The organism is bacterium (assembly GCA_040757115.1).
GTDB lineage: Bacteria > UBA9089 > CG2-30-40-21 > CG2-30-40-21 > SBAY01 > JBFLXS01.
In genome coordinates this window covers 7,066-23,142 of record JBFLYA010000043.1, presented here as the reverse complement: position 1 = coordinate 23,142, position 16,077 = coordinate 7,066, and the positions used below count along the sequence as shown (strand labels likewise).

General features: G+C 40.3%; 5 protein-coding genes. 3 read left to right on the top strand and 2 right to left on the bottom strand.

Annotation, left to right across the window (positions count from 1 at the left end; all coding sequences use genetic code 11):
• On the top strand, window positions 1-302 hold a 302-nt coding region (locus AB1422_05515), incomplete at its 5' end, for a transposase (protein MEW6618789.1).
• A 45-nt stretch (window positions 303-347) separates the two neighbouring features.
• Here the strand turns inward: AB1422_05515 and AB1422_05510 are convergent.
• On the bottom strand, window positions 348-13,193 hold the full coding sequence (locus AB1422_05510) for a fibronectin type III domain-containing protein (protein ID MEW6618788.1): 12,846 nt from the start codon (window positions 13,191-13,193) through the stop codon (window positions 348-350).
• Window positions 13,194-13,931: 738 nt separating this feature from the next.
• Here AB1422_05510 and AB1422_05505 point away from each other — a divergent pair.
• On the top strand, window positions 13,932-14,264 hold the full coding sequence (locus AB1422_05505) for a hypothetical protein (protein ID MEW6618787.1): 333 nt from the start codon (window positions 13,932-13,934) through the stop codon (window positions 14,262-14,264).
• A gap of 219 nt (window positions 14,265-14,483) precedes the next feature.
• Window positions 14,484-14,726, top strand: a complete 243-nt coding sequence (locus AB1422_05500) for a hypothetical protein (protein ID MEW6618786.1) — start codon at window positions 14,484-14,486, stop codon at window positions 14,724-14,726.
• A 286-nt stretch (window positions 14,727-15,012) separates the two neighbouring features.
• Here AB1422_05500 and AB1422_05495 read toward each other — a convergent pair.
• Window positions 15,013-16,077, bottom strand: a 1,065-nt coding sequence (locus AB1422_05495; GenBank protein MEW6618785.1) for a T9SS type A sorting domain-containing protein, incomplete at its 5' end; no start/stop codon positions are given.

Below are 16,077 nucleotides of genomic sequence, written 5' to 3'. Positions count from 1 at the left end.
TTCAATATAAGCGGCACGATTTTATCCGAATGCAAAGAGGTGCGATAGAGTTTGCCTTAAAACAAGGGTTAAAACAAGGAATAGAAAAAGGAATACAAAAAGGGTTAAAACAAGGAATACAACAAGGGCTACAACAAGGGCTACAACAAGGGCTACAACAAGGGTTACAACAAGGGCTACAACAAGGGCTACAACAAGGCAAAATAGAAGTAGCGAAAAGTCTTTTGAAATCAGGAGAGAAAGTTGAAAAAATATCACAGGTAACGGGATTAACAATAGAGGAAATCAAGGGTATTAATTAAATATCTTCACACAGACTTTTTTTAAGTCTCTGTGGTTGGTTATTTTTAGCGTGTTATTCCCATCTTGTTTATTTTTTGCATTGTTTTACCGTTATAGCTTAGCCTGAGTTTATAAATGTAAATACCGCTGGCTATTTGCTCATTTTGGCTATTCCACTCAATTTGGGCTATGCCGTCGTTATCCACAACTATGTTTTTTTCTATTTGCCAGATAAGTTCGCCAATAATGTTGAATACCTCAACTTGCATCGTTACTGGCACATTATTCAAGTTAGTCCTGGCACAAATCGTGGTTTTCCCTGTATGGGGATTTGGATAGTTGAATATCTCAAGAAACTCAAGGGTTTGTAATGGGTCAAATTGTGGGGAAGAAGGAGGTTTTTCTTTCACCTTTGGACCTGGATGTTCATAGGTTGGTGTCCCTGTAGCAACTACACCCATTGCATCCTTTGCCTCAAAGTAATACTCGTATTTATCACTTACCTCATTTAGTCTAAAGATACAAAAATAAATCTTGCCTGTCTTGAAATCATTCCCGGATTCAACGACCATCTTAGCCTTTCCGACTAACTTATCATTATTAAGAATACAAATTTTAGGATAGTCAGTCAAAGGTGCATCGCCATCTTCATCTTTATATTTTACTTTAAATGTAAAATATGTCTCTCGAACAATACCTTCATGTGGCTCTAATCCATCGGTTTGGAAACCTGTCTGTCCAGCCCATTCTAACTTTGGGGTATGACTGACCTTTGGTCCCACTCTCAGAATAGTAAATGGTCCTCTTGCCTCTTCCCCTTTATTATCCTTAGCATAAAACTTATATTTATAGGTTCCCGTAGCATTTAAAAAGATGGTTTTGGAATAAGTAGCTCCTTTAAAATAACTTCCATTGACATAATCCATTGTGTAGGTTCCGATTCCATAAGGCTTATCGTCTTTATAAATAAGGACAGCGGGATAGTCTGGAGCCGGTGGGTCAACATTAATATCCAGATATGCCGTATGAAAGGTAAAAGGGGTATCTGGCGCCCCGGAATCGGGATTACAACCATCTGTATAATCACTTTCGCCAGTCCAGAGGAGTAATGGTGAATAATTCACCCCTTCAACTTTAGGTCCTGAATGAATCGTTGTTGCCTCACCTATTGCCTCGACATTATTATTGTTTTTAGCCTCAAAGCGATAGCTATACGCATCACTGGCATAAGAATATCTAACATCATAAATCCCGTAAATTACCCCATCTGTATAATCGTTATCATTTTCATTTTCCTTTATGAGTAAAGACGATGGCGTGATGAAAATTCCTCCCATATAGAGATTCACCCGAGGATAACCCGGTGCTGGAGGGATATTCTTAACATCCTTATAGAGCACTTTATATGTAAATCTACTATTTGTTGAGCCTATGTTCGGGTCAACGCCATCTGTTCTAAATCCATCGGCATCTACCCAGATTAGTTCTGGGGCATCATTTACCGTTGGACCAAATTGAATGGCTGTTGCTACACCTGTTGCGGTTGCTTGATAAATATCTCTTGCCTCAAATTTATAGGTATATGTGCCTTCTTCAAAAGTAGTCTCAAAGGTGTACAATTTTCCATCGGTATAAGTCCCATCCTGAGTATCAACAGGATTCATCGTTATCGGACTATCCTGAATTGGCACATCTTGAGAATAGATATATAATTTAGGATACCCGGCAGACGGTGGATGATTATCTTTATCCGTATATTTAACTCGATAGATATATTTTTCCTTTGTTGTCCCAAAATTAGGGTCAATTCCATCGGATACATACCCACTTTCTTTTGTCCAATCGAGGACTGGTGGATTATTGACCTGTGGTCCGTTCATAAGTTCAATTTTACCAACCGCATCCATCCCATTAGAATCTTTAGCAATAAATTTATATAGGTAATCAATACTACTTTCTGCAAATTGAAGGTTAAAATAATACAACTTGCCATCAGTATAAGTTATATCCTCTACATCTACCTCTTTCATAGTAAATGAGCCCAATACCAGAACATTTTTAAAAATAACTACCTTTGGATAACCAGTGATAGGTGGGTTATTATTGCTATCTATATATTTTATCTTATAGGTAAAGTTAATGTCTGTATTACCGGAATCTGGCTTAACACCGTCGGTTTTAAATCCCTCTTCATCAACCCAGTCTAAAATTGGTGCATCTGTAACAACGGGTTTATTTTTAAGTGAAGTAGGTGTCCCCACGGCTAAAATCCCATAGTTATCCCTTGCCTCAAAAAAATATGAATAATTACCCAGCGGTAAGGTAGTTTCATATTGATATATCGTATTCACCGGATTCATAGTAAATGAACCAATAAATGTCGCCTCCCGATAGATATGTAGTTTTGGAAAACCTGATGTTGGTGGGTCGTTATCCGGGTCAAAATATTTGACCTGGTAGGTAAATTTAGTGCCTGTTGTGCCGAGTTCAGGCTCAACGCCATCTTCAATAAATCCCGCATTACCCGTCCATAATAATATTGGTTCTCGACTGACATCTGGTGCATCCTTTTTTGTGGTTGCCGTCCCTTCTGCCTTGATACCATATTCATCTTCTGCCTCAAAAAAATAAGTGTAATCCTTACCCGTGGCGGACAGGGTTTTCTTAAAATAATAATCTTTACCATCTACACAGTTTGTATCATATTGATTTACGGCTAACATTGGAAATGGAGCGCCTGAAATCTCAGTTCCACCTTTGAGAATGTGAATCTTTGGGAAACCTGCGGCTGGCATATCATTATTAGCATCCTGGTATCGGACTTTATAAATAAATTCTGTGCTCCAGGTGCCCAACTCTGGGTGAAGTCCATCGGTGCGATAATTATCTTCATCTACCCACTTTAATTCTGGGGGATTTGTAACGACCGGTGCATTTATTTTTGATGTTTGGGCAGAAATACCAACTATATCCTTTGCCTCAAAGAAATATTCATAATCCTTGCCACTCGCGGTGAGGGTTGCGGTGAACTCATACTCTTTACCATCGTTATAAATCAGGTCAGCCGGATTAGTTTGTTTCATCACAAAAGGACTTCCGCTTATCTCGTTGTGTGCCTTAAGGATGTGAACGACAGGATAACCGGCTGACGGCGGCTCGTTATCCGTATAAATGATGCGATAGACAAAAGGTGTGGTGGCCGAGCCTGTCTCAGGATGAAGTCCATCCGTGATATACCCTTCTTTATTTACCCAGGTTAACTGTGGGGCTAAAGTAACTTGAGGACCCTGTCTAATAAATGTAGCGGTGCCGGTAGCCGATATGCCGTGATTACTTTCTGCGGCAAATTTATAGGTGTATGTGCCAACCACAAGCGTGAGCGTAAGATTGTATAATTTACCGTCTTCATAATCTGTATCTGCAGGATTTTCTTCTACCAGCAAATATGGACTATTGGGTATTTCTACACCCTGTTTAAAAATATGCACTCGGGGTGAATCTGCGTCGGGTGGGTCATTATTAGCATTACGATAAGAAACGCGGTAGGTGAACCTTGTCCCCTCAGTCCCAAATTCAGGGTCTAATCCATCGGTTAGATATTCAGGTTTATCTCCACACCAGATAAGTAATGGTTCTCCGGTAACATCAGGGCTATTTATTGAAACGGTGGGAGTTCCAATCGCATAAATTCCAGAGGTATTTTTTGCCTCAAAATAATAAGTATATTCTGCACTTGCCACAACAAGTCTCTTGAAAAATTGATATCCCTTGCCTGTCTGATAATCTCCGCCTTCAATTGGTGTCATTGGAAAAGGGCTATTGTCTATCGCCATACCTTTTTTAAGGATATGGACTCTGGGATAACCTGAAGCGGGTGGGGTATTTTTATCGTCCTGGTACTTGACTTTATAAGTAAAGATTGTTTCATAAACGATGCCGGTTTCCGGGTCAAGCCCATCTGATTGAAAACTGCCAGTTCCAATCCACATTAATTTAGGTGCCGCACCAACATTAGGTCCTGATTTAAAATTAGTTGGTGCAGATGGATAACAATCAACCCCATAAATATCCTTTGCAGAAAACTTATATTTGTAATTGCCGTTTTGCTCAAAAACCGTTGAATAACTATACAACGCCCCATTATAAAAATCACCATTTTCTTTTTTCATCGTGGTTGAGGTGAAGAATATATCTCCTTTGTAGATATGAAGAAGAGGATTGCCGGGAAAAGGCTCATCACCATTTAAGTCTCTATAGATGATTAAATAGGTAAATATTGTGCCAGAGGTGCCTGCCTCGGGTTCTAAACCATCATAAATATATCCTGACTGATTTGCCCATAAAAGCATTGGTCGATTATTATCGCCAGTAACCGTAGGACCTGTTTGAGGAAGAGTCGGTGTGCCTTTTGCCAGTTGTCCCTCCGTATTTTTCGCCACAAAATAGTAACCATACTTTGTGCTGGCAAATGGAAGTCTTATCGATGGTGTCGTATAAATTACCCCTTCCTGGTAATTATAGCCTTCTTTTCGATACATTGTGACACCGTATGGATATGGAGAAAATATCTGCCCATCCATTAATATATATAATTTTGGATAACCCGGCTGGGGCGCTGAGTTATTAATATCAATATATTTCACCTGATAAGTAAAATAGGTAGAGGTAAGACCTGGATCCGGGTCAACGCCATCGGTTATATAATTTACTTTACCTGTCCATTCTAAAATAGGCTGGCCAGTAATTATTGGTCCTTCTTTGATAATTGTTGGTTCGCCGCTGGCAAAAAGGCCTTTGTTATCCCGGGCAATAAAATTACAAGAATAAGTTCCGCAAGACGGTAGTTTTTTCGTAAATTTATACCATTTCCCATCTGTATAATCCGTATCTGCTGGATAAACTTCGTCCATCTTAAATGGGCTATCCGCAATTCTAACCTGATTTTTAAAAATATCTACCTTTGGAGAATCCGTGCCAGGTGGGTCATTGTCCAGGTCGGTATATTTTATCATATAAACAAATTCTGTGCCAATTGTGCCGGTATTGGGGCTGACACCAGTGGTGATGTAGTCTTCCAGTCCAAGCCAATCTAAAGAAGGTTGAATACTGACCTGTGGCCCGGATGATACCCTCTGAACAGGCTCGCCAATTGCCGGACTGCCATACATATCCTCTGCCTCAAATCTGTAACTATATGACCCATTTTCGTTAAAGGCAATTACTAATTTATATCGTTTACCATTAAAATAGTGTTCCTCAGGATTAACCGCGGTCATTGCAAAAGGGCTTCCGGGAATGGTTTGGTCTGCTTTAAAGATATGCACCTTTGGAGAGCCTGTGCCTGGTGGGTCGTTGTCAATATCTTTGTATTTAACTAAAAAAGTGAACATAGTCCCGGTCGTGCCTACCTCTGGTTCAAGCCCATCTGCGGTATATCCTGTATCACCTGCCCAGAGTAAAACAGGGATGTTATTTACAAATGGTCCTCCATAATCCTGGCTCATACCCTCTACACCATAAATATCTTTTGCGATAAATCGATAACTATAATTTATCCCTGCTGGCAGGTAGGTAGAAAATTTGTATTCATTGCCATCGGCATTCATTTTAAATGGGCTTCCCGCAATCTCTTTACCGTTTTTCAGAATACAAACTTTTGGATAATCTGTTGCCGGTGGGTCATTATCAATATCTTTGTATTCTCCAATGTAGGTGAACAAGGTATCTTTGGTTCCGGTGCCTGGATTAACCCGACCATTTATTACTTGCGGGGCATTACTTACCTGTGGGCCGGGATATTGCCATTGTGCTGGCAGACCAATCGCTTTGCCACCCTCAATATTTTCTGCCTCAAATTTATAGGTATATGTTCCCTGGGGGATGAAGATAGAAATACCATACAGTTTGCCATCAGTATAGTTATCATCATAAATATCCTCAGCTTGCATCACAGAGGAAGTATGAGGTGGCTGGTTTGAAAAGATAACTACCTTTGGTGAGCCAATTCCTGGTGGAAGATTATCGAGGTCAATATATTTTATCCTGAATGTGAATTTAGTGCCCGGTGTGCCTGCCTCCGGGTCTAAACCATCTGAAGTGAACTGCCCTACCCCTACCCAGTCTAAAAATGGGAGAGGTATAACCTTTGGACCCCGCTGAAGTATCGTCGGGGTGCCCACAGCCAATAGCCCATTGATATCCTGTGCCTCAAATCGGTAAGTATAAGTTCCTGGCGAGGTCAATGAGATAGAATATTTATAAATCTTCCCATCATCATATTTTGTATCTGCTGGATTTGCTTCCCACATTTTTGGAGCTAATATTTCTACCTCACCCTTTAAGATGTGTAATTTAGGAAACAATGCCCCCGGCGGTTCGTTATCCTCGTCAACATAGACCACACGGTAGGTAAAAATCGTTCCTTTGGTGCCGGTCTCGGGTTCTAATCCATCAGAAGTATATCCTACCTCTTGAGTCCACCATAATTGTGGACTACCGCTAATTTTTGGACCTGTGGCAAAGGAATATGGCGGAAATATTACCTCTTCTCCCGGCTCATCTTTGACCTTAAATTGATATTGATATTCACCTTTTTGAGGGAGTGTGGTTGAATAAGCGTAATTTGCCCCTTTTGCCCAATTTCCGTCAACAAAATTCATCGTGGCGGTGGCGATTAAGTTTGCTTGTTTGTAGATATAAACTATTGGATAACCAATTGCCGGTGGGTCACCATTTGTATCCTGATATAATATTTGATAAGTGAAATCAGTTTTGAGCGTGCCGAAATTCGGGTCAATGCCGTCTGAAATAAAACCTTGTTTTTGCGACCAGAAAAGTGTTGGTTTAAAATTAGGTCCTTCAACTATTGGTCCTTCCTGTTCATTTGTTGGTTCTCCTGAAGCAAATATCCCTTTGGTATTTTTTGCCTCAAAATAATAGGTGTAATGTTTGCCGCCAATTGGAAAGGTAGTGGCAAAGGTGTATGTTACCCCGATTTTATAATCATCACCAACTTTAATGAACATCTGCTGACCACCTATATGTTCAGGATTACCGCCGCGAAAGATATGCACCCGCGGATAGCCTGTTGCCGGAGGATAACCCGTAGGGTCTTGATAAGTTACCTTGTAGGTAAAATTAGTTACATATCTTGTGCCTGTGCTAGGGTTAATCCCATCATTAATGTAGCCTTCCTCATTTGCCCATTTTAATATCGGTCCCTCAATGATTGAAGGACCTGTTTTGGTACCTGTTGCGGGTCCTTCACCTTTAATATTTAAAGAATCATAAGCCTCAAAATAATACGAGTATGTGCCAATTCCTGAAAATGAGTATGACAGAGTAAATAATTTCCCATCTTTATAAATGGTGTCTAATGTATCTACCTCCTCTAACACAAAGGGGCTGTTGAGAATTTCATAACCTCCTTTTAGAATATGAACCACAGGATAGTTCGATAAAGGTGGTTGGTTATCCAGGTCAGTATAATTGACTCGATAGGTAAATATGGTTTGAATTGTTCCGCCTTCAGGCTCAAGACCATCATTCAAATAGCCTGGTTCATAAGTCCAATTCAATGTAGGTGCACTGCGGACAATAGGGCCCGGTGCCATTGGTGGGGCAGTGGCTTTTACTCCAAAACAATCATAAGCCTCAAATTGATATGTAAATGAGCCTGCCTGGTCAAAAATCCTGGTGAATTTATACACCTTGCCATCATTATAAGTAATGTCCGCTGGGTTTTCTGGTTCCATCCGACAGGGGCTGCCGATGATTTCCTTGCTATCTTTAAATATATGCACTACTGGATATAGAGCATTTGGCGGGTCATTATCGGCATCTTTATAGGTAACTTTGTAAGTAAAGGTAGTTAGATTTATCGTGCCTACCGCTGGTGTGACAGTCCCCCTTTCCAATGTCGGTGCGGTGCTAATTAGAGGACCTATTTTAAAAGATATGTAAGTTGGTAAACCCTTTTTGTCCTTTGCCTCAAATTTATACTTGTAAATACCTGTTGATTTAAAGGTATAAGTTGCCTCGAATACCGCACCATTGGTAAATGACCCATAAAGATAACTCATTGTCTTTGTTCCAGAAAGAGTTTCCCCACGGTAGAGATAAACTAATGGGTATCCAGATTGAGGAGGGTCGGCATTCATATCAGAGTATTTAATCTGATAAGTAAATGTCGTGCCTACGGTTCCGGTTTCCGGGTTAAGACCATCCGCAATATACTCACCCTTGCCAACCCATTGAAGTCGTGGTGGATAATTGGGACCATTAACTAAAGGTCCTGGATGAATATTCGTTGGCGTGCCCACAGCCAACACCCCTCTCGCATTCTTTGCCTCAAAATAATAAGAATAGTAATCACTGGCGATAATAAGTGGTAATTGAACACAATAGACTATGCCCGTCACATAATCATTTCCTTCGATTCGATACATCTTCCTTTCATACACCATCTCGCCCCCACGAAGCACATATAATTTTGGATAATATAAATCCGGTGGATTATTATCCACATCGCAATATCGGACTTTATAGGTAAATATGGTTTTATTATTGCCTGTGTTTGGTTCTACGCCATCAGTTTTATAGCCATCGGCATCAACCCAACTTAATACTGGTGCATTGGCAATAATAGGTCCTGTCATTTTTTGAGTTGTCGCCAGAAAATCATTTGTATCTTTTACCTCAAAATGGTAATAATATTTCCCCATCGTGGTTAACGCAATGGAGAAGGTATAAAATTTTCCATTGGTGTAGTCAGTATCTTGCGAATCAACCTCTTGCATAGAAAAAGATTGATTGACAGGCCCTGAAATATAAACCTTTGGATAACCCTGTGCTGGCGGGATATTCTGGCTATGGAGATAATTTATTCGATAAGTAAAGGTTGTGTTTGGAGCACCTATTTCGGGTTCAAGACCGTCTGTTCCATATCCTTCTTCTTTAGTCCATGTTAAAACAGGAATAACACCAACCACCGGCCCTGATGAAATTTGAGTTGGTGTGCCTTGAGCCAGAACATTAGCCGTATCCTTCGCCTCAAAAGAGTAGGTGTATGTCCCGGGCAAGGTAAAGATTTTAATATATTTGTATCGTTTGCCATCTCTGTAATTTGTATCCGCCGGGTTATCTGCAACCATTGTATAAACATCTGCTAAAATATGTAATTTGGGAAAACCAGGTGCCGGGGCAAGATTATCGGTATGAAAATAATCAACATAGTAGGTATAAACAGTCTCCACAGACCCTTTTTCTGGCTCTAAACCGTCTTCTTGATAGTTAGGTTCATTTATCCATTTGAGGGCAGGTGGAGGGTGAGGTTTTGTCGTTGCTGTGGCAATACTTATAGATGAGGCATTGCCTGCCTCATCTATGCTTTTTAATCCAAAGTAATAAAGGGTATCTGGCTCTAAGTCTGTAATCATCAGTTGTTGTTCTGTTCCGGCGACTAAAGGCTTGGGTTCATCTATTACCTGGTTTGCGGTAGCCCAGGTATCTTCATCTATGACTCCTTTTGAGTAGCGAATATCATAACTGGTTGCTGTCCCTAATTTTTTATCGTCGCCTGCGGCTCTCCAGAACAATGTTACGGAAAACGGCGTGGTATTAGTTGCAATTAAGGTGGTTGTTCCCGGTAGGGTAATATCACGCGATAACTCCATATATTCAGCAGGAGTGCCATTGATTGGGAAAATGGTGAGTGTATCCGTGCCTTCCAACGCCCCTTCGGCAAATAAATAAAGTTCATCTTTATCCCCGCTCCAGTCATCAAAAAAAGATTGATGATTAGCCGTTCGGAGATTTACCAGATTATATCTCCATTCTCCATCTCTGACTAAAACTGATGCCCAGGCAGAATTACCCAAATCACCTTTGTTGTCCTTATCCTGCAATTGAATATAGACAATGGCGCCATCGGCATATTCAAAACAACCCTGTTTATAAACCTTGCCATAGACCATTTGATAGTCAGGCGTGGGAATAATCGAGGCACCTGTCTGGACTTTATAATGGAACCCTTGATTATCATCCTTTACTCCACCACAGACAACATCATAATAATATAAAGTATTTGCCGTAAGACCAGTAACATCAATATGATGGGTATCATCTACCCGATTATCACTAAAGGATAAGATTAAAGAATCCGGATTGGTGCCATAATTAACCGTGCCGATTTCTAATTTAGTCGATGGCCAGGAGATAGTAAATTGTGAGTCAGTAATATTCGTCTCACGGTATGGAATATCCGTAACAATTGGTCCTTCCATAGTAAAAGTAGGGCTACCAGAGGCATCTGTGGCGAAAAACCGATAAGTGTAAGTCCCTGGTGATGGAAGAAATGTCGTATATTTATAAATTGCCCCGGTAGAATATGTGCCTTTTACATAATTCATCGTGTAGGTGCCAAAAGATTTAATAATCACCTTTGGCTCACCTGATTTTGGGGCATCATTGTCTAAATCGATATATTTTACCTGAAAGGTAAATTTCATATCATTATTACCGGTATCGGGATAGACACCATCTTTTAAATACTCTTCTTCACCCACCCAATCAAGTATTGGCGGATGTTTTATTTCAGGGGTAGTTGAGCCAATGGCAATATTGGATAATTCAGAGATATTCCACACTTCATCGATTGCCTTTATTCCAAAATAATAAGTCGTGGCGGTGTTAAGGTTTTTGACGACAAATTCCTGAAAAACGCCTGGCAAGGCAGGTGCAGGCTCTAATTGGACTTCATTAGCCAATCCCCAGCTGGACTCGGTAATCGTAAAGGTAGCATATCTTATGTCATAACTTGTTGCTGTGCCAATGGTTTTATCATCACCAGTGGCTTGCCATTTTAAGGTAATAGAGCCTATGCCTGCTTTTATTACCTGAAGGGTCGTGATTGATGCCGGAGCAACGGTATCAAGGCAAAGTTCTACAGGTGATGCTGGCGAATCATTCGCGGTCAACACTATTTCACTGCCAATGCCTTCATTTGCCCCCTGGACAAATATACAGAGCAAATCATCCGTTGGTGAGTATTCAAATGGTGCGGATAAGTTTAGGGTGCGGAAATTGACTAAATCTGCCATCCAGTAACCATTATCCTGCACCAGTGCAGAGGCAATGGCTGAACTAAGCGGACTATCCTGACCATCATTATCTTTTAATTCAAGATAAACAATACTATTTTTCGCCAGAACCTCTCCTCCTTGTTTAAATACCTGTCCATAAACCAAATCGCTTCCTGAGGCAAGAACTGACGGACCTGTCTGGGCAATGTAGTGGTTTCCAGAATTGTTATCAACCACGCCGCCTGAGACAACATCAAAATAATAAATCTTTTCTGGCTCTAACCCTTTAACTGTAACATGGTGTGTTTGTCCGCTAAAACTCTGACCACGGTCATCATCCCCAATTTTATTCAGGTCTGCAATATTTGTGCCATATTTTATATATCCTGTTGTAGATTGTGAAGTCCTCCAGGAGACGGTAAATTGGGCATCGGTTTGATTTGTTATTCGCACCCCAGTCTCTATGTCACTAACTATTGGTCCTTTAGTTAAAAGAGTTGGTTCGCCATCTGCACCCTGACAATAGAATTTATAACTGTATTCACCTTTCTCTGGAAAGACTCTGGAATAGGTGTAGATTGCTCCGGTAGAAAAAGTGCCGTTGACATAAGTTAACGAATATGTGCCTATGGGAATTGTCTCTTTGTAAAGGATGATTTTTGGCTCACCTTTTTGTGGAGCAAGATTTCCCGGATGAATATACTTAACCATATAAACAAAGTTAGTTCCCAGTGTGCCAAAATCTAATCGTAGAGCATCTTTAACAAAATTATATTCTCCTGTCCAGGCTAACATTGAGGTAGGTGGCGGCAATGTTTTTCCAGAGACAATATTGGATAAATTAGACCAGTTCCCAGCTTCATCACGGGTTTTAATGGCAAAATAATAAAGCGTATCGGGCAAAAGCCCTTTGACTTCAAATTCCTGTTGATTACCTGCAGGTAAAGGCGTCGGGAGATTTGGGACTGGTGTAGCATTCTTGAAATTGCCTTCATTTATTTCCGCATAAGACCATCTTAAATCATATAAAGATGCCTGTCCCGAATTTCCATCATCGCCCGGGGCAATCCAGTTCAAGAAAATGGAATTAGAAGTAACCTGTTTGACTGTTAGTGTAGTAATGGCTGAAGGTTTGATTCGGTCTGAGGTGAGAATCATATCCGGGGCAGGTGAATCCTGATTGGTAAAGATAGTCAATGATGCCGTTCCCTCTTTTGCTCCTTCTCCATAGAGAATGAGATTATCTCCACCATCAACAGAATACTCAAAGAATTCTTTACCATCCTGTGTTCTCAGATTAATTAGATTTTCAGACCAATAACCATTGCTATCGACTAAACTTGACCAGAGGGCGGAGTTACCGGGACTATCCTGTGCATTCCCATCCTTGAGATAGAAATAAACAATAGCGCCAGTGGCATAGGTGACGGCGTCAGACTTAAATACCCTGCCGTAGGCAAAATCAAGTCCAGACCGCTTAATATCTGCCCCGGTTTTCGCCTGATAATACATACCATTATTATTATCCACAGTGGCGCCAGAGACGAGTTCAAAATAATATATAGTTTCAGGATTTAAACCAGTGATTTTCACATAATGAGTATCATCACTTGTCAGTAGCCCACGCACATCGTAAGCGGTTAAACCAGTGGCATGGGTAAGGCCATAGTTGACCTGGCAGGTTTCCTCAACATCGGTTATCCATGAGACAATAATCTGGCTATCCGTAACATTGGTAATTCGTATTTCTTTCGGCAGGCTTGCCTCACAGAGTTTAGTCAGGCTAAAGAAAATTATAGATATGCTGACAAATAAGTTGAGACGCTTCATTTTTATCATTCCTTATCTCTAATAATACAGACTTTCACAAATTTTAATGAAAGAAAAAACGCTGGTAGGTCAGGCGTCTCGCTTATTCTTTGTCATAAAAATAAAAATCTGCGTTAAGTCTGAAAAGTCCTGAAAAAATCTTGCGTTCTAATCTTCATTATTCTTTGTGTTGATTTTATTACCAGGAGCATTTCCTGTCCCTCCCTAATTTGGTAATTGGTAACTGGTGAATGGTAATTAATTACCAATTATCCGTTTGTGGGTAACTAATTACCCTCATTTTAATTATAGCACACTTTTCCCCTTTTGGCAATAGGAATTTGATTTTTTACAGCAATTCTAATTATCTGGACTTTCGTAAATTTGTAACCGTTCAGGGATATAGCCACAGAGTCATAGAGAACACAGAAGAAATATAGCAGTTATTAGTCAAAATTTTACTCAGAGTGGATAAGGGAAAAATCCCAAATCCCAAGCACCAAATCTCAAATAAACACCAAATTCCACATACCAAAAAGCGAATTAGAGATTAGATTTTACTAATTCGCTAATTCGCTTAATTCACTAATTCACTAAATAGAATTTGGAATTTGTGATTTGGAATTTCTGACTACTTTGCGTTCTTTGCGCCCTGGCGAGAAATTTAATCTTTGTTCCTTTCTCCCACCAATAACTGAGGGATTACATTTTCGTGCAAAAATTTATTGACAAAGATAGAAGTTTAGTATATACTTATAGATGATGAAGAAGAAATGGCATCCGTATTTCTCAAATGTATTAAAACATTTACTCGAACCTAAAGGGTTTACGGTTGAAACTGAGGTTGAAGTTGGCAAAATGCCATTAAGGATAGATATTGTGGTCATTAGAAAGGGCAAGGATGCGGATGTTAAGTCTTTACCTCTTGTCTTCCAATCATTTACTGATTATAATGTTATTGAATATAAATCACCTGGGGATAGATTCACCCGGAATGATTTTGACCGATTATTTGCTTATGTGCTATTATTTAAGAGTAACCGTTCAGGTAGTCCTTCACCGCAGAGACGCAGAGGAACAGAGAAGACATAGAAATAAAGTAACTATTCAGCCACTGATTAACACGGATTAGCATGGATAAAAAAATAAAATCAGTGTTTCATCTGTGTCCATCTGTGGCTGAATAGTTATCAATAAATTTTAATTTTCTTCTCTGCGTCTCTGCGTCTCTGCGGTGAACGGTTACTATTAGAGTTGCTCGAAACAGGATTATATTTACATCCTGATGAATTCAAGGAGGAGGTAAAATTGATGCCACAGACATTAGCGGATAGACCAGATATAATGAGAGAGCTTGTCGATATAGTAGGGATTGACAAATTTGTGCAAGGGATTGGAGAGGAGAAGGTAATTCGTAGCATTGGGGAAAAAGAGGTAATTCGTAGCATTGGAGAAAAAGAGGTAATTCGTAGCATTGGGGAAGAGAAAATACAAAGAGATCTTATAAAACTTCTTGGTAAGGAAAAGATAGAGAAGATGTTGAAGGAAAATTAAGAAAATTAGTAACTATTCAGCCACAGATTAACACGGATTAGCACGGATAAATACAGAGGTCGATAGAAGGCAGAGGACAGAAGACAGAGGTCATAGCCAGGTTGTCCCCCGCTGGCGGGGGTTAGGGGGTGGAAATTTCCTCCACTGACAGAGAATCAAGAAGGATAGAAGATAAAAGTCAGAAGGAGAAAAACTCTTCAGCCTAATTACGGACACGGAAAACGGACACGGATTACGAATTTTCAGTGTTTCATCCGTGTTCATCTGTGGCTGAATAATTACTTCTCTACCTGATAATCGCAAGCTTGTCTATCTTCTTTTTCCCATCGTCAGTAGTCAACACATAAATATACACCCCACTATCTACCTTCTTCCCATAATTATCCCGAACATCCCAAATCCAGGTGGCGCGTTTGCCTTCTTCATCTCTGACTAAACTACCTGAGATGTCGTAGATGCGGAGCTGGGTATCCTCTGGTAACCCTTCAAAAACGATATTTTCATCCCCGCGGCTTGGCTTGAACGGATTCGGATAGACCACAACCGCATCAAAACCCGCCGGTATCCCTTCCCCAATCAAGATAAATGTCCCAAAATGCGGTATATTGCCATAGATAAAATTACTTCCGATTAAGACCTGTGCATTGGCTACCTCCACCCACCTCGATTCAATTGATTCCTCATCCAGGATGTATAATTTCAATGTCTCCTCGGCTACATTCTTTGGTGGCTGATAGTAATAAATCGCCACTCTGGTCGTTCGTGTCCCAAAATCTCCTTCTATCGGTTTCTTATCCCCATCTTTAGCTGCTATGCGGATAATGGTATCAGTTAGCAGACAAAATCCCGGGTTATAATGATTCATCCGCAAATTCGCTATCTTAATTTCATCCTCATCCAGACCTCGTTTATCTATCTTTAGGTAATAATCTTTACTTACACTATGAGACTTAATGTCTATCTTCAAGCCTTCCTCTTCAATCCGGACATCACTTCCATCATCGTATAAAACAGCAAAATTATTACTCTGAGACTCTATTGCCTCGGCTCTAAGACTGATACGGACATCAGGTCCTGCCTTGTTAGTTTCAATCATTACTGTGCCGGTAGATATACCGTTCTTGAAGGTAATAAAGGCAGGTTTTATTTGACCAAAGTTAGTTGTAAGAGAACCTGTCTGGTTGTAATCACTTGCCAGATTGCCATACCTGTCCCGGGCAGTTACTTTAATGCCAAACTTCGTGTTGATAATCTGATGGTTAATCGGGTCAAAGTCAAATCGACTCACTCTACCAGACCTGACAGTTATGCTGGCTGTTCCAATTATCTCCTCTGAAAATCGGGGCTCGGG

Bases quoted from the DNA above. Each gene is read 5' to 3' on its own strand.
- AB1422_05505 (MEW6618787.1), top strand. From the start codon at position 13,932: ATGATGAAGAAGAAATGGCATCCGTATTTCTCAAATGTATTAAAACAT.
- AB1422_05500 (MEW6618786.1), top strand. From the start codon at position 14,484: ATGCCACAGACATTAGCGGATAGACCAGATATAATGAGAGAGCTTGTC.
- AB1422_05510 (MEW6618788.1), bottom strand. From the start codon at position 13,193: ATGAAGCGTCTCAACTTATTTGTCAGCATATCTATAATTTTCTTTAGC.